A 20,179-nucleotide genomic window follows, 5' to 3' on the forward strand; every position below is an offset into this window, starting at 1 on the left:
AAAGTACGATGCTGGAGGGAAAATGATGAGTGAATGGTTCGTTCAAAAAACATATTACAGGGATCTTGTGAATCAAGATGACCCGGGAAAAGCAGCACTACAGCTCGGTGCAAAATTAGCAGCCGCAGAACCCCATGATGAGGAGGAACTTTCCACGGTCCGCTATGCGCAGGGGGAAGTATATTACCGTCTCTTCGATCTGGAGAGTGCGATGTTCAAATGGCAGCAGGTGACCGGCGAACTGAGTCCCTGGGCAGTAAAGAATATCGGGGATGCATATTACGAGCTGGAATCCTATGAACTGGCGAAGGAAACCTACCATAGTGTCTCTACCGACCATCCAGATCTGCAGGTGGAGACCGCGCTGCAGCTCGTTGCCGTGTATGCCAGGGAGAAGGCCCGGGATGAAGTGTACGAATGGCTTCATAAAGCGCTGGCCGTTGACCGGAGCTATCCGGATCTCACCGAGCTTGCCAAGTCGGTATATGAAGATTATCAGGATTGGCAGAGAGCGGTCGACCTTGCTGTGGAAGAAGGAAAGCGCACCGGCGACAGCGGCTGGTATGATGATCTGCTCGATTACATTAAACATGGGCGCACGGATCATATGACGCCCGAGTATTTTGAGCATCCGCTCATTCATCTCGGCTCCATGAATCATGAACTCTTTAAGGAAACGATTGGCGCCCTCACGTCTCGCTACCGTGGAACGGGGAGCTACCTGTACTGGGTCGGCACGATGAATCGTGTGTTCGCGGAAGTGGAGACCAGCCGCGGACCGGAGTGGGAGACGATGGCAGCACTTCACCACGATATTTACCTGGATTTGACGAACGGCGATTATCTGGAAGCGGAAATCGAACCAGTCATGCCGGATCTGCTTCGTCACTGGGAACTGCTTGCAGCGAGCAGCTCCACGGTTATTGCAGCAGCTGCTCAGGCAGCATGGAACGAAGTTTATCCGGAAAAAGAAACGCTTCCTGCATTTCAGGGGAAAGAAAACGGATCCCATGCATCGTTGGCAGTAGAAGAAATGCTCCGCCTGCTGGAATCGATTCTGTCCTGGAGCAGTGCTGAGGACGGCGACCGGGAAGGGACCCTGGAACAGCTCCGCCGCGATCTGCGCGGCATCCCGGACGTGGATGCTCTGCTTCAGCAGCAGAAGGATGTGACGTTCGACCGTGTCTCCTGGCTGGAGGATCTCCGTCAGAACGAAGAGAAAGCTGCCGTGACGGCAGGGCAGCTCTCCCGCGCGGTAGAAAACCTGCTCAGCCGTCTTGAAGAGCAGCAGGTGACTGTCCAGAGTCAGCTTGAGAGCTCTATCTCGTTCTATGAGCACATGCTCACCCGTTTTGAAAGTTTTGCTCACGTGCTCTCACAGGAAAAAGAGGCGCGGAAGTCCTCGATTCTCGAAACGTATCAGACCATGAAGCAGATGCAGAAAGAACAATTTGAATCCAACGTGCCGTCGCTCATCAAAGCGGCAGACGATGTTCTCGACGAAGAGAAAAGCGTGAAGACGCTCCATGATGACCTGAATGCGGCGATGAATCTCCGCCTGCGGAGCTTCGTGCACGAGGAACTGTTCCCAGTCTTCCGTAAATCCGTCCAGCACTGGCTCCGTACAACGGAAAAAGAGCTGCAGGAAGCAGACGCTTCGATGCGGGAGGAAAGCACTTCCCTGAACGACGATATCGGGGAGGAAGCGGTGCGCCTCGGCCTGGATCTGCAGCTGGTCAATGACTGGAAGCGGGATCTCACCAGGATGATCAATCGAACAGACCTGCCGGAAGAAAATATCATGTCGCGCCTGGAGCCGAAGCAGATACTCTCCAGAACCGTCGGCAAGCTGTTCGGCGACATGCAGCAGAGCAGAAGCTTCGTGCTGCAGCAGTACCGCCGCTACCTGGAAGAAGATGATTTCTCGGATATTTCCGAAACACTCTCGTATAAGCTGTTCTTCGAATTCGATTTGTTCGAGCGGGCGGTGGAAGCGGATGTGGAATCGGCTTACACCGATGTCCAGGCAGATCTGGATGAACTGACAGAGACGTACCGTACTCACCTGGAGCATACGAAGAAGGAACTCGCGGAGGTTCAGCAGCATCCAGAGTACTTCTTTGATCCGTTGAAAATTTTCGACATGCGTCAAAAACAGTGCTCCCGCTTGATCGAAGAGAACGCAGCCGGACGGTAACACGCCGGTCTATAACGACAAAGAGTCCCGCCGGCAAAGGTATCGCCGGCGGGACTCTTTTCGATCGGAAAGGGCAGCACGTTTTTGATAAAGGCTATGTTATTGTTCGTTGATGATGTCATCCGTTTTCGGTGGACGCTTGCTCAAGGGCTTGTCCCCTGAGCGTCACCGCCTATCGCTGCTTTCATCAAATAACTACAATAAGCTTTCCCAGCGCTTTAATAAAAGGGCGGCGCTCCGTCCGCTTACCTTTCACCGGTAGTCGATACCGGTTCGTATCCGGGGCGTGTGATCTTCGAGCTGCGCTGAAGAAAATCCACGTTCTTGTAATACGTGTTTTTGACGAGCAGATTCGGGCCAAGACAGCTGACAGCAGGGCAGTGGCATGAGAGAGAACGGGATGTAGCCGACTGCCGCCAGCGGTCGAATGCTTCGGGAAGAGACTGGTCTTCGATGCTGCCAAGGGCGCCGTCGCTGTGAAAGTCGGTCACATGGATGCTCCCGTCGAAAATGTTCACGTTCAGCCTGGAGCGGCCGTCCGGATCGTTCCGGATGGTGACGTTCGGCTCCCGATACATCCGCTCGAGCAGCTTCAGGTCTTTTTCCTCGCTGCTGCACGGATAGAATGGCAGCGTACCGAACAGCATCCACATATCCTGGTTCCTTGCATCAAGCAGACGGTGGATACCCTCCCGGATGTCCCCAAGCTCCGCGGTTGTTAAATGTTCGGCAAAGGAAGTTGGGTACATAGGGTGTACCTCGTGCCTGACCGCTCCCATCCCGGCAATCTGCTCGTGAATGGATTCCAGGTGAGGCAGGGTGCGGGTATTCAGCATAGTTTCGGCAGAGATCATCACGCCGGAACGAGCGAGTTCCCGGCTGTTTTCCACCATGCGGTGAAAGTATTTCTCCCGGACCTCCTCCGGGGGTTTGCTTTCCATGGCGCCGAAGCCTATATGCTTGAAGTCCTCCATCGATCCGTAGTTGTGCGAGATATGCAGGACATCCAGGTAGGGAAGGATCAGCTCATAGCGTTTTAATGGCATGGTCAGGTTGGAATTGATCTGAGTGCGGACGCCTCTTTCATGTGCATAGCGGAGAAGCGGCACGACATAGTTTTTGACCGATTTCATGTTCATCATCGGTTCGCCGCCAGTAATGCTCAACGCGCGGAGGTGTGGGATGTCTTCCAGCTTTTCGATCAGGTACGCAGCCGGCAGAGCTTCGTCCGGATCCTTCGTCTGCAGCGAGTAGCCGACAGCGCAGTGTTCGCAGCGCATGTTGCAGATATTGGTCGTCGTAAATTCTATGTTGGACAGGACAGACCTGCCATGGTCTTCGATATCTAAGTAAGCTTCCCAGGGATCATTGGATGGTCGGATTGTTTCCATCTGGTGAAACCCTCCTTTCGCGCTTTTCATGATAACACAGCGAAGCACGTTCGTCAGGTCTATACAGGGGACCTGACGAAGAAATGACAGACTTGCCGCAGGGACTGGATGTGATAAAATAGGGAACGTTATGAAGGAAAGGATGGATAGTATGGCAGACGAAAAACAAAGAAAACTGCATCAGCTGCAGGATCGGATGGATATGCTGATGGAGATGCTCGACAACTTGGATCCAGAAGAGACAAGCATTGAAGATATAGACCAGCTGATCAGCAGGCTGGATGAACTGGAAACACAGTGCCGTCAGTACCGCAGCCACTATGAATAGGAGGCCGTTTTGACCACGATTTATTTATTAAGACACGGACAATCAGAAGGAAATAAGGAGCATATTATTCAGGGACAGTCGGATTTCGCCTTAACCGCAGCCGGGAAGAAGCAGGCGGAACTGGCGGCTTCCTCGCTTCAGGACGTTCATTTCGATGCTGTCTACAGCAGTGACCTGACCCGTGCGTTCGCCACAGGGCAGGCAGTATCGGAGAAAAAGAACATGCCACTCGAGGCTTCGCCGCTGCTCCGCGAAGTCTTTCTCGGTCCTCTGGAAGGCCGTACACGGAAAGAGCTGATAGAGATGTACCCGGAGCTGGAGCACAAAAGCATTGTCACTTCCGGGATTCCCGGGACGGAAAATTTCGATGATCTGACCGAGCGGTGCCAGACACTGGTGAACAGCTGGCTGGAGAAGCACAGTGGAGCAACGATTGCGGCCTTATCCCATGGAGGATTCATCAGTATCCTGCTCATGTACATGATCGCAGGGGATATGTGGCATCAGCTGAACCGCCCGTTTCTTATTCATAATACAGGGATCACGAAAGTGTTTATCGATGAGATGGGCCAGGCGAAATTTCATTATGTCAACAATACCGCGCATTTGGATCACGAATCCTAAGCTGGTCTGATCGAAGATGTTCCTGTTGCAGCCGCAGATACAAAAACCCGTCAGCAGCTCGGACTCGGCACTGGCGGGTTCTATGTGTTCGCTGCATGCATAAGGGGCGCACCGGGAGCGTGCAGTACCGGTGCACGGCACTACACGTTCACGGGCTTGAAGGCTGTTATGTACCGGGTTTCCCCGGTGATCAGACGGCATCGCTGCCGGCAGCAGAACCTGCTACTCTTCTCGGCAGCAAAGGCCCATGCCGCCGAGCGCATCAGCGAGGGACTGGAGTTGTTCCATGTCTTCTGCGCTGAGCGGGGAAGCTTCCTGAATGTGAAGTTCCGATGTGGTACTGCCCTTCCAGCTGATAGGGAAGCGAAGTACGGGTGCATGCTCATCTTTTGACTTGTCACTGCAGCAGGCAAGCTGGCTGCCGTCATTCAGGCAATAGATGGCGCACCACTGAATCGCCGGAACGGTTTCACGAAGAAGGTCCGCTGCATGTTGAAGAATATCTGATCGGTCTGCACGCTGGTATACATCCATCATGATTTTGTAGGATACAAGCTGCGTGGAACTAGACACAATTATCGCCCCTTATCACATGATGTCTCTCGAAACATTCTTAGTTTAACAGATGTATAAAAAGAAGTGGAGAGGGGAATTAGATTTGAGCGCATAGTCGGAGAGGAGCGGATGAATGATGGAAGTAATTGAACTGCCAAGCGGGTATCAATGGAGCCGCGCTTTGAAAAGGGTGGCGGCGGATCCTCTGCTGCACGTGGACTTTGACGAAGGGCGCGTGCGGCTGCCGGTCCGGGTCGAGAGAGAGAACATTCCAGTACAGTGCACCGTGCACGGCGGAAAGATGCAGATTGTCAGGCTGGATGACGGACCACTGGCGCCGGTTCACGAGGAGCTGATCCGAATTCTACAGGTACAGACACCGCTGGCACAGGTGGCGGCACATCTGGAGCAGACGGCTTTATCACCGATTCTGCACGAACTGCGGGGAACCCCTCTGCTCCTCGATTCTTCCTTGTACGGCTCTCTGATGCGGACCATCATCCATCAGCAGCTGAACATGGCTTTTGCCTATACACTGTCCACACGTTTCGTGCAGACGTACGGAATGGAAAAAGACGGGGTGTGGTTCTATCCGGAGCCTGAGGTGACGGCTGCTTTATCCGTGGAAGAGCTCCGGGAGCTTCAATTCAGCCGGCAGAAAGCAGAATATGTGATCGGCACGTCGAAACGGATCGCCGAGGGGGAACTCGATCTACATGAAGTTATCCGCCTGTCCCGGGCGGAAGCAATGAAGCAGCTGCAACATATCCGCGGTATCGGCAGGTGGACCGCAGAGAATTTTCTCATGTTTGGTGGAGGGGATCTCGACCTGTTCCCGGTTCAGGACATTGGCATTCAAAATGCCGTGAAGCGGCTGAAAGGATCAGAACAGAAACCTTCATACGACGAACTGGAGCAGCTCGGCGCTGCGTGTGCTCCGTTTAGGACTTATGCAGCGCTGTATCTTTGGGAGAGTATTGAAGGCTAGGAGGGAACAAGCATGGCAGGCAAATCAATCACGATGGAAAAAGGACAGAAGTTTCCTTTAACAATCAAACGGCTCGGCATCGACGGAGAAGGGGTAGGTTTTTTCAAAAAGCAGGTGGTTTTCGTTCCAGGCGCGCTGCCGGGGGAAGAAGCCGTCTGCCGGGTGGAGAAAGTAGGGAAGCGGTTCGTCAGTGCTTCGATCGTCAAACTTCGCCGTCCCTCTCCCGACCGGGTGACGGCTCCTTGTCCTGTCTATGATGTATGCGGGGGATGCCAGCTGCAGCACCTTTCCTATGATGGGCAGCTGCAGGGAAAAAGGGATCTGGTGCTGCAGGCATTCGAACGATATACCAAGCTGCCTGTGGACCGGCTGGACATCCGGCAGACGCTCGGTATGGAACATCCGTGGCGCTATAGAAACAAAAGCCAGATGCAGGCCGGCGTCAAGAACGGCTCGGTGATCACCGGCCTCTACGCCTCCGGCTCCAACCAGCTCGTCGACATCGATACTTGTATCGTGCAGCATCCGGAAACCGACCGGGTGACTGCGGAAGTGCGTGCTGCTGCGGAGGAAGCAGGTGTGACTGTCTACAACCCGAAAAAAGGGACCGGCTTCCTTCGTACCATCGTTGTGCGGACCGGAGTGGAAACAGGGGAAACGCAGCTCGTTCTCGTCACGACAGAGGAAACATTTCCGAAAAAGGAGGCCTTTCTAGCCGGCATTCAGCGGCGGCTGCCCGGACTGACGTCTGTCGCGCAGAACATCAACCCATCCAAGACACCGATTGTTTTCGGGGAGAAGACGGTCCCCATTGCAGGAAAAGAAAAAATTACAGAGAAGCTTGATGAACTGGTATTTGAACTGTCGCCGCGGGCCTTTTTTCAGCTGAATACAGAGCAGACGAAGGTGTTGTACGGAGCTGCTGCAGACGCAGCATCGCTTTCCGGAAAAGAAAAGGTCGTCGATGCTTACTGCGGGACCGGGACAATCGGTCTGAGTCTCGCTTCCGGTGCGAGGGAAGTCCGCGGCATGGATATGAACGGCGAAGCGGTTGCCGATGCAGTGGAAAATGCGCGCAGCAGCGGAGTAGCCCATGCGTCTTTTGTCCACGGAAAGGCCGAAGACGTTCTTCCGCAATGGAGAGAAGAGGGCTGGAGACCGGACGTGATTGTTGTAGACCCTCCGAGGACTGGGCTGGATGAGACGTTTCTAAAGACCGTGGCCCACATGGCACCGGAGCGCTTCGTCTACATCTCCTGCAATCCGTCAACACTGGCGAAAAATACGGCGTTTCTGATCGACAACGGTTTCCGCCTGGACTATGTCCAGGCGGTGGACATGTTTCCTCAAACTGCTCAGGTCGAAGCTGTTGCTTCGTTTGTAAGAAAGTAGCCGGTACACCGTCTGAAAAGAAATGCAGCCGGCGGCAGAGAAGAAAGCGGAGAAGTTTATTCGTACACGGAACGCAGATCGTTTTTCAATGCAGGACTGATGGCGATACTCGGCCGCAGCTTCTGCAGCATGCTTTCCGCTTCATCAACGGACGAAGCGCTGCCTTTCTCGAGCAGGAGGGCCGCGGCGGCACAGCCGGTTCTGCTGCTGCCGCCCTGGCAGTGGAGAATGACAGGGTTCTCTTCTGCAATACACTGAACGAGCAGTCTGACAGCTTCCCGGATCCGCTCCTGCTGCCCCTCCCGGCCGTCCTCCATCGGAATATGGGCTTTGCCGGGAGAAGGATCAGATTCCAGGCGCAGATCGATAACCATACTTGGTGACAGGAGGGCGGTATGCTCTTCCGCTTCTTTTGCACTGAATAAATACACGGTGTTAAATAAGTCCGGACTGCGCATCGGGTTCCCTCCTCGTTTGTTTTTCCGCCGGCGCGAGTATGTCAAGAAACGTGCGGCTCGTCAGCAGCGTGTTGTGATTTTCTCCCGGTACGATGACAGGGTCTGGTAATCCATGGTCGTGACAGAACGAGACGAAACGGTCAGCTGTGACGATTTCGTCTTCAGCACCGGTAATCCAGCGCGTGCGGTTGAAATCAATCCGGCTGAAATCTGTCTCTTTTTCAATGAACCGGCTCAGCATGAGGCGGTAACTGAGCTTCTTCCGATAGGTGGTAGAACCGGGCTGGAGCGGATCTTGCCGGAGTGGAATATCAACGATGTGCATCCGGCCGGCGGCTTGGACACCGGCCCGAGTCAGGAACGCGGCAGCTGCCGCTTTTTTCAGCGATAATTTGTACGTATCATCACTCCCGTCGTTTGGAGCAAAAACGGGATGAGCTGGATGGAGAAACGGGGCAGCCAGCACCGCATCATCCAGATAACGGCCGTCTTTCTCCTGCATGTAGCGGAGCACACTGCCTGCGCCCATCGAATGACCGGCCAGGGTGACGTGGTCATACGACTGCTTCAAAGCATGAAGGACCGATTCAATGTCATCGTCGGTTTGTCCGTGATAGGTGAGGGCACCGGGGGATGTCCGGTCGTGATAGCCCCGCAGGATCAGCAGGTACACATCAGCCCTGGAGGCGGCTTGTTCCGCTGCTGCTGCGAGGACATCCATATCGTGGGTAATGCCGTGAAGCATCAGAACGGCTTTTGGTTTTGGCGTCTGCCCGCGTGTCGTATAAGCAGGCAGGAGTACGTGGTCTTTCATTCGAAAAGAAACAATGTCCATGGTCCGTGTCCTCCTCTAAAGCGTAGCTTACTAGGTTTGACCATAGTGTAGCACGGCGCCGCTGCATTTTCCCGTCAGGTGTTTGGCATCGCAGGAAGCCTGCACCCGTGTCTCATGCTATACTAACGAAAGAACGAAAGGAGAGAATCACGATGTCATCTATACCGAGAAAAGATCTGGCTCCGGGAGTGAAGGTTGCTGTTGTACAGAAACAGGACCAGCGGAGCGGAACATTAACGAAAGGGACAGTGAAGGACATTTTAACCAAATCCCCTTCGCACCCCCACGGCATTAAAGTCCGTTTGACGGACGGAACGGTAGGAAGAGTGAAAGAGCTTGCCAAAGCAGACGAATGATCATCGTTTTTACATGCCGCGACCCGGGCTCTGGCGTTTGTTTGGAAGCCTGTGGCTGCTGACAGCGGTCGTACTTATCTCACTGAGCCTGCTCCGGGGCGCTTCTTACGGATGGGCCTGGACGGATACTGCCGGTCTTGTGGCAGGAGGAGGGGCGGCTGCCGCGTCCCTTTATTTTTTTCTGCTGCCCTCGAGGCCGCTCTGTATGATCACTGGTGAAGCCGTATCATTTTACCGCGGGATGCTCCGCCGCCGTCTCCGGCTCGACTGGCACGCCATCAGCTGGGTGGAACAGGAGGAGGACATGCTCATGTTTCACATGAAAGAAGGAGGCGCCCACGCAGTGGATGGGAGTACATTCCGGCAGGAGGACCGTGATCATGTCGTACAGCTGATCAGCAGATACAAGAGCGTATTCCGACGAAAACAGTGAAAAAACAGCGTGGATCCCGGAATGAGGCCTCTATCCTCCCGGGAGTCTGCAGCAGAGAAGTGCAATGCCGTATACCGATCGTCAGCTGACGATCCGGTATACGGTTTTTTAAAGGATAGCTCTGTTCTTGTTTATTGTTGATCATGACAGAAAACGCCGCTGCAACTCGGCAGGCTTGCCGTGGAGGAAATCTCCAGCTTCCTCGGTCTGACGCCCTGCAGGATCTTCCGATCTCCTTCTTCCACAGGCGTCCGCCGGTCTTCGCTGTGTTCTTCTGATAGAAAGAAACGTTTATGAAACGGAGCAGGTCCATGCTCTTTTCGAGACGCCTGCGGATAAAGAAAGCGTACGATCCTCCCGGATGTAAGGGAGGGAGAGGGGAAGGATTTCTCCGAGGCAAGCGAAGAAAAAAGAGCCGCAGGCGTACTTTTGTTATAACAACACTAGGTTTTAACAGAGACACTCATGCAGCCTCGCTGCACCATGATAGATGAAACTCCTATGTTCTATTTTCAAGGTAGCCTAAAGTATAAGAATGTATAAGTTATTCATCCAGGGGTACGGCGGCTTCGACGGCTGCGCTGGAATCAGGAAGCCCGCATACTTCTCTCAATGAAGCTGCGGCACACGCCGTTCCGGCCGAAAGACGATCCGCGCTGGTGTTCATGCAGGGAAACAGCTGGCCCTGCTCGAAGAAGAAGAAAAGAATCAACGATGGGCACATGCTTCCTCGGTTTTTGAAACAGAAGGGAAGGGAATAGGTACGCAGACGTGGAGGTGAGCGAATGATGAAAACAGCATGGGAGACGCTGCTCTCTATTGGATCGGAAGGCGGTGTGCTCGAGTTGAAAGGCAGGCTGACGGAGGATGGGTGGTATTTCCGCCGGGTGGTTAGTGATATGGAGGAAGGAAGCCGGCGCTTCTCTGCAGAAGGTTCAGATGAAGACGGCCTTGCACTGCTGGATGATTATGCCTGGCTGTCGCTCTATCCGCTTTATGTGGATAATAAGATTACGACAGCGGTAAGAAAGCGGGTGCTTTTCCACAGGTACCGGAATGAATCGGCTTTTTCTGCCTGGATTGAATCTACGTTTCCGGAAGATGACTGGGAAGCGGCAAAGCTCGTGAACTGGATCCTGACTTCCGGATCGACTGTCGTCCTGACAGGTGCCGGGATGAGCACGGAATCCAGCCTGCCTGATTTCCGCTCCAAAGAAGGCTGGTGGAAGAATATTGACCCGAGAACGGTCGCATCCACCGAAGCGCTGTCGCATCATTATGACCTGTTCCACAGCTTTTACAAAGCAAGGCTCGATAACCTGGATCAGGCGTCTCCGCACAACGGACACCGGGCCCTTGCCAACTGGGAAAAGTATGGCCGGATTGATGCCGTTGCAACACAGAATGTTGACGGCCTGCACCAGGCAGCGGGTTCACAGACGGTGTATGAACTGCACGGCTCGATCCGCCGCTTCCGCTGTCATCAATGCGGCGAAGAGCTCCCCCGCAGTACTTTCATCGAGAAAGAAGCATGCAGCTGCGGCGGGCGGATCCGGCCCGGCGTTGTGCTCTTCGGCGAGATGCTGCCTGCAGAGGCATGGGAACCGGCTATGGAGAAAATGGAACGATCGGATCTCTCGATTGTCATAGGAACGAGTCTGGAAGTGTATCCGGCTAATCAGCTTCCGGCAGTCACAAGAGGAAGAACAGCCTACATCAACAAAGATATTCAGACCGGCGCAGGGGATTTTGATCTTGTCATCCGGGGCAATGCCGGAGAAGTGCTCACGACCATGAATACGTATATGGATGAAGTACTGATGGAATAACCAGCTCCCTCATTCAAGGGAGGTGCTCTGAAAGGTGGAGGCCAAAAACCGTTTTGTGTTTTTGGTCTTCCATGCTCTGAAAGTCCTGTTCAAACAGCTGAAAATCAGGTATAATAAACTTATATTGTTCAGTATTTCACAATGTTGTTTCGAAGGGGCGGATAGACATGATGGCAGCAGCTGCCTTCAGTGCTGTAATACTACCTTTTTTATTTCTGGTTATTCTGCGGATGCCGGCAAAAAAAGGAATGACCTACAGTGCTGGTATCTTTTTTGTACTCGCTTTTACCGTTTGGAATATGGAACTCGATGTCCTGGCTGCTTCGGCAGCAGAAGGGTTCCATCAGGCACTGACGATTTTGTTTATTCTCCTCGGTGCCATTGTTCTGCTGAATGTGCTGAAGCTGACGGGGGCCGTAACCAGAATCAATCAAGGTTTCCGGAGCATATCCACGGACATGCGTGTCCAGGTGGTCATCGTTGCTTTTCTTTTCGGAAGTCTGATTGAAGGAGCTGCAGGATTCGGCACGCCGGCAGCGGTTACTGGTCCTTTGATGGTCGCGCTCGGGTTCACCCCGCTGGCCGCAGCCTCCCTGGCGCTGATCGCCGACAGCACGGCGGTCTCTTTCGGTGCTGTCGGAACTCCGGTCATCATCGGCCTCAGCGGGGTCGAGGGAAGTGGTCCGGAGATGTTCCAGCAGGTGGCCGTAGAAATTACCCGGATGGATTTAATGGCAGGGACGTTCATTCCCGCTATTCTCGTGCTGATTCTGACCTTGTTTTTCAAAAATAAAGGCAGCAGCGGCGGCTTCCTGCCGATGCTCCCCTGGGCGCTGATGACCGGGATTGCCTACACGGGCTCGGCTTTCGTGTATGCGGTTCTTTTCGGTCCGGAATTCGTCGCCATTCTTGCCTCGCTGACAGCGCTTGCCGTATCGACGCTGACAGCGAAGTACAACATTCTGCTGCCGAAAGAGACCTGGAGGGAAGCCGTTGATGAAGAAGCAGCGGAAGTAGAGGAATCGTCCGACATGAGTCTTCTTGCCGCCTGGAGCCCTTACGTGATTGTCGTGGCGCTGCTTCTGCTGACAAGGATGGTGGAGCCGGTACAGCAGGCTGCCCAGACGCTGATTGATTGGAGCTGGAACGACATATTCGGCATTGAAGGCATCTCTTCTGATTGGGAGGTGCTGTACTCCCCGGGGGCGGTCCTGCTCGGTGCAGCACTGCTGACGCTGCTTATTCAGCGGAAGCCGTTTAAACTCGCCGGCACTGCGTTGAAGCAGTCCCAGAGTACCGTTGTCGGTGCAGCGCTCGCTCTCTTCCCGACGCTGGCGCTCGTGAACGCCTTTATTAACTCCGGTATGAATGCTGCCGACATGCTCTCGATGCCGGACTATATCGCCGTCCTCTTAAGCGCGGGGCTCGGTGATACGTGGAACCTCGCAGCTCCGTTTCTCGGACTGCTGGGATCGTTCATCACCGGCAGTGCGATGGTTTCCGGCCTTACCTTCTCGTCCATTCAAGTAGGCGTGGCCCAGGATGTCGGACTGCAGACGAATCAGGTGCTCGCCCAGCAGGTCGCCGGGTCTGCTGCCGGCAACATGATATGTGTCCACAACGTGGTTGCAGCCGCCGCGGTCGTCGGGCTGGTCGGCCGCGAAGGGGACATCATCCGTAAAACCGTAGGTCCTGCGCTCGTGTATGCGGCGCTTATCGGGATCGCAGGTTTTCTTCTTTAATTACCGTTCGGGGGAAGAGATTCCTGCATGAGACAGACAACAAAAAAGATTCTCCCGTCATGGAGCAGTTTTGCCACATGGTGGTGGGAAGATGCTTGCAGAGGATCAGGAAATGATGTAGTATTCGATATGTAGAAATCAGAACCATTCAAACACAATATGTAGTATGAGGGAAGTGCGGTGCCTCTATTGAGGCTGAAAAGGGAAGCCGGTGTAAATCCGGCGCTGTCCCCGCAACTGTAAATGCGGACGACCGGCAACATCCACTGCTGAATCAGCGGGAAGGAGCCGGAAGGAAGATGCATGAGCCAGGAGACCTGCCGTTTTTCCCTGTAACGATTCTGTCCCTCGGGGAGTGGGGACAGGGGACGGATTTCTTTTTTTCACTCCGGCCTGCGTATATACTGACTCCTCCTGGTTGACAGGGGGAGTTTTTTCAGGTGATGGGAAGAGAAAAGACCGCCTGCGGCGGAACGCGTCTCCTGTACCCTGCTTCCATCAAAAAGAAGCAGGAGGAAGATAACATGGCCGTAACAGCAGATCTACTTCAGGAACTGGAGAGCCGGTTTCACATTCAACTCGAAGGCGCAGCGGAAGCACTGCAGCAGAAAGGAACAGCGGAAGCACGGAACTGGCTGATGCACGCCTGCCTCAATCAGATTGACATCGATAAACCGGATTATACATATGCCGCGGCGTTCTTGTATCTGCAGGAATTGTACGAAAAAGCAGAGCCGAACCGCGGCCGCCCTTATACGGGACTATACAGCCTTATGCAGCAGCTGACGGAGAAAGGGTTGTACGATCCGGCTCTGCTCGCCGCCTACAGCCCGGAGGAGACAGCCGAGCTGGAAGCAGCAATGGCCCCGGAGCGGGATAACTTGTTTACGTTCATGGGGCTCTTCCTTCTGGCTGACCGTTACTTAACGAAAGATTATGATGGATCATCCTATGAACTGCCGCAGGAACGATTCATGATAACTGCAATGACACTCATGCAGAAAGAATCTCCGGAACGCCGGACGGAGCTCGTGAAAGAAGCATATTGGGCGATGTCGAATCTGTACATGACCGTTGCGACGCCAACGCTTTCTAACGCAGGGAAAAACACGGGACAGCTGTCCTCGTGTTTTATCGACACGGTCGAAGATTCTCTCGATGGAATTTACTTGAACAATTGGGACATCGCGCGCCTGAGTAAAGAAGGCGGCGGTATCGGCGTCTACATGGGCCGAGTGCGCGGACTTGGCTCGGACATCCAGGGATTCAAACAGACCTCCTCCGGGGTGGTCCCATGGATCCGGTTAATCAACGACACAGCCGTCAGTGTCGATCAGCTCGGCCAGCGTCAGGGGGCGGTCGCCGTCTACCTGGATCTTTTCCATCACGATATGCTCCACGGCTTTCTGCAGCTGAAAACGAACAACGGCGATGAACGGAGAAAAGCGCACGACATCTTTACAGGGGTCTGTATCCCGGATCATTTTATGCGACAGCTCGAAAAGAAAGATGAGGAGGGCCGAAGCATTGGGGAATGGAGCGTGTTCTGCCCGCATCAAGTCAAGCAGATCATGGGCTGGAAAGATGACAGCGGCCGCCGGCTGGGACTGGAAGATTTTTATGATGAATCAGACCGGCATTACTTCACGGAAAAATACGAAGAAGCACTGGCACATCCGCTGCTTCCCCGCAAATCAATCCGGGCGATGGAGCTGATGAAAACGATCATGACAGCGCAGCTGGAGACAGGGACACCGTATATGTTCTACCGTGATGAGGCCAACCGCCAGAACCCAAACAAAATCGAAGAAGGCCGGACAAGCATTTTTGGCAGCAATCTCTGTACAGAAATCATGCAGAACATGTCTGCTTCCACGATCACGGAGGAGTATGAGCTCGACAACGGAGACATCGCCATGATCCGTCGTCCCGGCGATTTTGTCGTCTGTAATCTCTCCTCGCTGAACCTGCCGGCTGTCGAGCGCGATGATGTGCTGGAGCGCGTAGTCCGGATTCAGATGCGGATGCTCGATAACGTGATTGATCTCAATGATATTCCGGTACCGCAGGCAGTCAAAACAAACAACAAGTATCGTGCTGTAGGACTGGGAACGTTCGGCTGGCATCAGCTGCTCGCCGAAAAAGAAATAGACTGGGAATCCGAGGAAGCGGTGCGGTGTGCTGAAGACCTGTATGAACGAACGGCATACTGGACTATTGCTGCCTCTGCTTCGCTGGCAGAAGAAAAGGGAACGTATCCTGCATATGAAGGTTCGGAATGGGAGAGCGGACGCTATTTTGAGCGGCGTGGATATGCGAGTCCAGCCTGGACAGAGCTGCAGGAGCAGGTTTTGCGTACCGGTGTGAGAAACGGCTGGATGATGGCGGTCGCTCCGAACTCCTCTACGGCTAAAATTGCAGGCTCCACAGACGGCATCGACCCCATCTACTCGCTTTCCTATGCTGAAGAGAAAAAGAATTTCAAGCTGAAAGTTACGCCGCCCGGACTGAGTACGCGTACGTACCCATACTACCGGAAAGTTCGTCACGAGCTGGACCAGCATGCCAGCATCCGCCAGAATCAGGCACGGCAGCGGCATATTGACCAGGGCGTGAGCTTCAACCTGTATGTGCGCCATGATGTCAGTGCGAAGGCGCTCCTGGATATGCATCTGGATGCCTGGAGAAGCGGATTGAAAACGACGTATTACGTAAGAAGTACTTCGCAGCAGGAAATTGAAGAATGTGAAAGCTGCCACGCATAGGAGGATGACCATGACATTAATGAAATCAGCCCTGCTGAATCCGAACGCTCCGTCAAAAGCAACAGCCATCATCAATGGAGAAGCATCCGGTATTCTGAATTGGAACGACCTGCGCTATCCGCAGATGTATGACGTGTATCAAGCGCTTCTGTCGAACTTCTGGAAGGCACAGGAAATCAATATGCAGGACGATATTAAACAATGGAGCGAGCTGTCCGCATCCGAACAGGATGTGTTTCTGCGACTGAGCACCCAGCTTGCTTCGCTGGATAGTCTGCAGACGCCGACGATGGCCCAGGTGATGGACTATGTGACCGATCCGAGTTTCCGCGCTGTCTTTGCGGTGATTGCGCAGCAGGAAGCGGTGCACAATGAATCGTACTCCTATGTCCTCAGCTCGCTTGTCGATCACGAAGAGCAGCAGCGGCGGTTTGCCCAGGCAAAAGAAGATCCGCTCGTGCGCCGGCGCAATGCGGTGATCATGGATGCCTATGAAGCATTCCGTCAGCATCCATCCCCGCAGACGCTGTTTGAACTGTGCGTGCAGTCGATCAACCTGGAAGGGATTTATTTCTATGCTGGGTTTGCGTTTTTCTACCACCTTGCAAGAGAACAGAAAATGCTGAAGACGAGCACGATGATCAGCTACATTCAGCGGGACGAAATGCAGCACGCGCATTTCATTTCCCAGTTTGTCCGGCTCTTGATGGAGGAAAATCCGGAACTCCGCACCGAGGCGAATATCCAGTATATTTATGATGCCGTGGGCCGGGCGGTGACATTAGAGCAGGAATGGGCAGCGGAAGTGCTTGCGCCCATTGAAGAGCTGGATGTAGAAGAGTACCAGGGGTATGTGGAGTACCTGGCCAACAAACGTCTGCGGCAGCTGCACCTGGAACAGCTCTATCCGGACAGAGAAAATCCGATGCCGTGGATTCATGTTTTCAGCGACGAGATGATGAATGAAACAAAGTCCGACTTCTTTGAACAAAAGGCACGGACGTATGCAAAAGTAACGGAGAAAAATGGGTTCGATGAACTGTGATCATCGTCAGCTTTGCATCTTCGACTGGTAATACGGCGAAAGCAGCGTCCTGGATCGTGTCACAGCTCGAGGAGCCTCACGTCATTATTCCACCGGAACAACTGACAGCTGCGGATCTCAATCGAGCAGCTGCACTCCTGGCCGGAACGTATACGTGGGGGAACGGAGAGATCCCGGATGCCGCGATGCCGCTGGCAGAACTTGCTTCATCGAGGACGTTCCCTGAGCTGGTCACCGGTATTTTCGGTACCGGTGACCAGGGATTCCCGTTCTTCTGTGGAGCGGTAGACCGGCTTGCCGGCATTTTTCAGCAGACAACCCGATTGGCAGTGACGTTAAAAATGGAACAGGCACCGCAGCCCGGCGATTGGGAGCGGTGCCGGTTGTTCGTAAAGAAAGTTCAGGCAAGACGGCAGCAGACCTCCGGCGCCCGTCATCTGTGAGAGCGTTTACGACGGCAGGGAATTGGGAATAGAATGCCTGCATGGAAAAAAGAAAAAGGAGGCTGATCATGACGACTACATATCAGGCATTTGTAACAGATGGCAGTGGCACAGGCCGGCTCGAGGAACGGAGCCGGGACCAGCTCCCCGACCAGGATGTCACCATCCAGGTGCACTACTCGAGCATCAATTATAAGGACGGGCTGGCTCTCCAAGAGAAATCGAAAGTGGCATCTTCTTATCCGATGGTGCCGGGTATTGATATGGCGGGCGAAGTTGTACAAGACCGTTCTGGTACTTTTCAGGCAGGAGATCTGGTTATCGCAACCAGCTATGACATCGGCACTGCACAGGACGGCGGATTTGCAGAGCTTGCCTGTGTACCGGCGGAATGGGTGCTCCCGCTGCCGGAAGGATTGACACTCGAAGAAGCGATGACTGCAGGCACAGCTGGACTGACCGCCGCCATGGGAATCATTAAGCTGGAGCGGCAGGGAATGACGCCAGAGCAGGGACCCGTCCTCGTCACGGGCGCAACAGGCGGTGTCGGCTCCATGGCCTGCGCGATGCTCGCCGGAAAAGGGTATCATGTGACGGCAAGCACGGGAAAGGAACACGAGCATGCCTATCTCCGCGGGCTCGGCGTGACGGATATCATCGACCGCAGGGAGCTCGATCCGGATAAAGACCGGCCGCTCTATGCCGAACAGTGGGCCTACGCTGTTGATGCTACGGGAGGTCGTCCGCTTGCCGTGGTCCTCGCCTCACTGAAGCGCGGAGGCGCCGCTGCCGCCGCCGGATTGACTGCCGGAACCGACCTGCCGGTTACCGTGATGCCGTTTATTCTCCGAGGGGTTGATCTGCTCGGGATCGATTCCGGATACGGCGGGATGGATCTCCGGAAAGAAGCCTGGAGAAGAATCGGAGCAGACTTAAAGCCGCAGAGCATGAAGGAGATCCTGACCATCATTACTCCAGACGAGCTGGAAGAGAAGCTTCAGACCATCCTGAATGGAGAAGCAAAAGGACGGATGGTCGTCCGCATGAAGTAGAAAAAACCCGGAGAAGAATCATCAAGATTCCGTCTCCGGGTTTTCTATGTTCTCTCTTTGTTTTCGAAGGCGCAGCAGCTGCTGTTCCAGGTCGTGAATATCGCGCCGCATCCGGTACACCATATAACGGCTCTTATAGTAGGTGGAGGACTGCTTCTTTTTATCCAGTTTCATTTCGACGTTTTCAATGCGCTTCGATAGTTTAATAAGTTCAGCCAAGATGATGGGCCCCTTCCTCGTAATATTGGTGTTCGATCCAGCCGTACAGGTGATCATAGTAGGTGACCGGTACTGCGCTTCTCGAGAACATACTCCAACTATGCAGCGACGAGGAGCTGATCCCCGAGAGGCTGCAGGTCACACCCATCAGATGGAGAATTCGGATCGTCCGCTCGAGTGTCTGAGCGAACCGGGGCTCAAGGTCTGCAAGAAACGACACATCGAACAGAAGCTCCTTGATTCTACTGGAAGCACAGAGGCCGGATGCATAATCGGTGAAAACATCCGGATCCAGCTCCTGATGCTGTGGATGGATCGGAAGAATGCCGGCATGACGACCTGCCATCAGTGGTTTCTCCGGAAGGGCCTGCTGTCTGGCATTCTGCTCTGCCGCCCGGGTCAGCCATTCCGTGACATCGGTAATAACGGCCGTGATAAAGGGGCCGCCTGCGTCCGACGACGGTTCATACACAGCATCGACAGTGAGGGTGCGCACATCTCCATTGACGATTTCATCAAAAGGAGCAACGTACTGCCGGTTTTTGTGTTCGGCTGCCATCGTCACAGCCCGGAGTACTGCAGGCATGTTCGTAAAGCAGTCGTGCAGATGTCTCTTATGTACATCCATTCTACGGGAAAAAAAGAATTCTTGAAAGGCGGGGTTCGTATATTCAATATATAAGTGTTTATCGGTCATGATCACGGGGGCCTGCATCAGGTCCATGGACTGTTTATACATAGCATTCATCCTTGTCATCGTCATTCTATGGTTATTATATACCCAGGACATCTGTAAATAAAGGGGGAGTCTTCAAAAGACCTTCTTTTCTGCAGAAATCATGAAACGAGCTGGACGAGGTGCCCTGTTTTTGGCAGAGGATGCCCCGGAGCGGAGACATACATAAGAAGCCATCCTTCCCGGAAGCCGCAGAGTTGCAGGGAAGAAGTGTCAGCGCTGACGAAAAGGGGTAAAGACCTGTATAAGTATGGAAAGGAGGGATACGTATGATTTGGACCATTATCGGTATCCTGCTGTTATTCTGGCTTGCCGGTCTGCTTCTGGAAGTTGCAGGGGGTCTGATCCACCTGCTGCTTGTCGTGGCTCTCATTGTTCTCATTGTAAAACTGGTGAGACGAATATAGCGGCGGGGAGACGTTTCGAAGGTCCGGAAGCGTCTCCCTGTTTTTTACTTCAAAGTATAAGAAAGCATTCCTGTATTGAAGTAATTTGGGGTTTGTCAAAAAAAGAGCCCTCCTGGTAGGATACAAGGTGTCCAAAGCTGATCAGCGAAAAGGACCCCTAACTACTTCCAAGGAGGACTCACGAATGAATTATAACCGAAACGAAAACATCAAGCAAATCCATTCAGAGACATTGATTATCGGTGTTGATATTGCGAAAAAAACCAACTACGCCCGGGCTCAGGATGACCGCGGTATTGATCTTGCCGAAGCCTTTCGGTTCGATAACAGGTATTCTGGATTCCGTGCTTTGTTGGAATGGGTGACTCAACTGAAAACATCGTT

General features: G+C 53.7%; 20 protein-coding genes, 1 pseudogene and 1 riboswitch. Of the genes and pseudogenes, 15 read left to right on the plus strand and 6 right to left on the minus strand.

From position 1 onward, the window contains the following. Positions 1-25: 25 nt before the first annotated feature. Complete coding sequence (locus tag G477_RS0104365) at positions 26-2,197, plus strand: tetratricopeptide repeat protein (RefSeq protein ID WP_026696907.1); 2,172 nt, start codon at positions 26-28, stop codon at positions 2,195-2,197. Positions 2,198-2,442: 245 nt separating this feature from the next. Here G477_RS0104365 and yfkAB read toward each other — a convergent pair whose 3' ends face one another. After that, on the minus strand, positions 2,443-3,588 hold the full coding sequence (gene yfkAB / locus G477_RS18705; protein WP_245575387.1) for a radical SAM/CxCxxxxC motif protein YfkAB: 1,146 nt from the start codon (positions 3,586-3,588) through the stop codon (positions 2,443-2,445). 151 nt (positions 3,589-3,739) lie between these two features. Here yfkAB and G477_RS0104375 point away from each other — a divergent pair, with 151 nt between their 5' ends. Both G477_RS0104375 and G477_RS0104380 read left to right on the plus strand, forming a co-directional pair. After that, the gene (locus G477_RS0104375) at positions 3,740-3,916 is read left to right on the plus strand and encodes an SE1561 family protein (RefSeq protein WP_245575388.1); all 177 of its coding nucleotides are present in this window, start codon (positions 3,740-3,742) and stop codon (positions 3,914-3,916) included. A gap of 9 nt (positions 3,917-3,925) precedes the next feature. Next, complete coding sequence (locus G477_RS0104380; protein WP_084406125.1) at positions 3,926-4,540, plus strand: histidine phosphatase family protein; 615 nt, start codon at positions 3,926-3,928, stop codon at positions 4,538-4,540. Between the two features lie 222 nt (positions 4,541-4,762). Here the strand turns inward: G477_RS0104380 and G477_RS0104385 are convergent, their stop codons facing one another. After that, positions 4,763-5,113 carry a hypothetical protein gene (locus G477_RS0104385; RefSeq protein WP_026696910.1) on the minus strand — a complete coding sequence of 117 codons (351 nt, stop codon included), beginning with the start codon at positions 5,111-5,113 and terminating at the stop codon, positions 4,763-4,765. Positions 5,114-5,228: 115 nt separating this feature from the next. Here G477_RS0104385 and G477_RS0104390 point away from each other — a divergent pair, with 115 nt between their 5' ends. Continuing rightward, positions 5,229-6,083 carry a DNA-3-methyladenine glycosylase family protein gene (locus tag G477_RS0104390; protein ID WP_051287679.1) on the plus strand — a complete coding sequence of 285 codons (855 nt, stop codon included), beginning with the start codon at positions 5,229-5,231 and terminating at the stop codon, positions 6,081-6,083. Between the two features lie 12 nt (positions 6,084-6,095). Next, complete coding sequence (rlmD, locus tag G477_RS0104395) at positions 6,096-7,475, plus strand: 23S rRNA (uracil(1939)-C(5))-methyltransferase RlmD (RefSeq protein WP_026696912.1); 1,380 nt, start codon at positions 6,096-6,098, stop codon at positions 7,473-7,475. A 56-nt stretch (positions 7,476-7,531) separates the two neighbouring features. On the opposite strand, the gene G477_RS18710 is transcribed toward rlmD, so the two are convergent. Both G477_RS18710 and G477_RS0104405 read right to left on the minus strand, forming a co-directional pair. Further along, the gene (locus G477_RS18710; RefSeq protein WP_035211165.1) at positions 7,532-7,933 is read right to left on the minus strand and encodes a protein-tyrosine phosphatase family protein; all 402 of its coding nucleotides are present in this window, start codon (positions 7,931-7,933) and stop codon (positions 7,532-7,534) included. Further along, positions 7,911-8,768: an alpha/beta fold hydrolase gene (locus G477_RS0104405; protein ID WP_026696913.1), complete on the minus strand. Its 858-nt coding sequence runs from the start codon at positions 8,766-8,768 to the stop codon at positions 7,911-7,913. Before G477_RS0104405 ends, G477_RS18710 begins: the two co-directional genes overlap by 23 nt. Before the next feature lie 152 nt (positions 8,769-8,920). Here G477_RS0104405 and G477_RS0104410 point away from each other — a divergent pair, with 152 nt between their 5' ends. From G477_RS0104410 to G477_RS0104450, 8 genes are all read left to right on the plus strand, one after another. Further along, complete coding sequence (locus G477_RS0104410; RefSeq protein ID WP_026696914.1) at positions 8,921-9,124, plus strand: YwbE family protein; 204 nt, start codon at positions 8,921-8,923, stop codon at positions 9,122-9,124. Further along, positions 9,105-9,557, plus strand: coding sequence for a hypothetical protein (locus tag G477_RS0104415; protein ID WP_026696915.1), 453 nt, complete (start codon positions 9,105-9,107; stop codon positions 9,555-9,557). Before G477_RS0104410 ends, G477_RS0104415 begins: the two co-directional genes overlap by 20 nt. Positions 9,558-10,342: 785 nt before the next feature. After that, positions 10,343-11,386, plus strand: coding sequence for an SIR2 family NAD-dependent protein deacylase (locus tag G477_RS0104425; protein ID WP_342664177.1), 1,044 nt, complete (start codon positions 10,343-10,345; stop codon positions 11,384-11,386). Between the two features lie 167 nt (positions 11,387-11,553). Then, complete coding sequence (locus G477_RS0104430; RefSeq protein ID WP_026696917.1) at positions 11,554-13,128, plus strand: L-lactate permease; 1,575 nt, start codon at positions 11,554-11,556, stop codon at positions 13,126-13,128. 161 nt (positions 13,129-13,289) lie between these two features. Further along, positions 13,290-13,467: riboswitch (cobalamin riboswitch) on the plus strand. Positions 13,468-13,652: 185 nt separating this feature from the next. Further along, entirely contained in the window at positions 13,653-15,893 is a 2,241-nt protein-coding gene (locus G477_RS0104435) for a ribonucleoside-diphosphate reductase subunit alpha (RefSeq protein WP_035211224.1), read from the plus strand. A 4-nt stretch (positions 15,894-15,897) separates the two neighbouring features. After that, positions 15,898-16,938 (plus strand): ribonucleotide-diphosphate reductase subunit beta, encoded by a 1,041-nt coding sequence (locus G477_RS0104440; protein ID WP_026696919.1) that lies wholly within the window; start codon positions 15,898-15,900, stop codon positions 16,936-16,938. Then, positions 16,935-17,381, plus strand: a complete 447-nt coding sequence (locus G477_RS20450; RefSeq protein WP_051287681.1) for a flavodoxin domain-containing protein — start codon at positions 16,935-16,937, stop codon at positions 17,379-17,381. Before G477_RS0104440 ends, G477_RS20450 begins: the two co-directional genes overlap by 4 nt. 68 nt (positions 17,382-17,449) lie before the next feature. Next, positions 17,450-18,433, plus strand: coding sequence for an acrylyl-CoA reductase family protein (locus G477_RS0104450; RefSeq protein ID WP_035211169.1), 984 nt, complete (start codon positions 17,450-17,452; stop codon positions 18,431-18,433). Positions 18,434-18,454: 21 nt separating this feature from the next. Here G477_RS0104450 and G477_RS0104455 read toward each other — a convergent pair whose 3' ends face one another. Together G477_RS0104455 and G477_RS0104460 are read right to left on the minus strand one after the other, a co-directional pair. After that, entirely contained in the window at positions 18,455-18,652 is a 198-nt protein-coding gene (locus G477_RS0104455; RefSeq protein WP_026696921.1) for a hypothetical protein, read from the minus strand. After that, a complete protein-coding gene (locus tag G477_RS0104460) occupies positions 18,645-19,391 on the minus strand; it encodes a hypothetical protein (RefSeq protein ID WP_026696922.1) in 747 nt (248 codons plus the stop codon). Before G477_RS0104460 ends, G477_RS0104455 begins: the two co-directional genes overlap by 8 nt. 266 nt (positions 19,392-19,657) lie before the next feature. On the opposite strand from G477_RS0104460, the gene G477_RS21120 reads away from it, so the two are divergent. Together G477_RS21120 and G477_RS0104470 are read left to right on the plus strand one after the other, a co-directional pair. Beyond that, the gene (locus tag G477_RS21120) at positions 19,658-19,795 is read left to right on the plus strand and encodes a lmo0937 family membrane protein (RefSeq protein ID WP_156897284.1); all 138 of its coding nucleotides are present in this window, start codon (positions 19,658-19,660) and stop codon (positions 19,793-19,795) included. 184 nt (positions 19,796-19,979) lie between these two features. After that, a pseudogene (locus G477_RS0104470) lies at positions 19,980-20,179 on the plus strand (IS110 family transposase); the annotation flags it as partial.

This window comes from Alkalicoccus chagannorensis DSM 18086 (assembly GCF_000429725.1).
GTDB lineage: Bacteria > Bacillota > Bacilli > Bacillales > Salisediminibacteriaceae > Alkalicoccus > Alkalicoccus chagannorensis.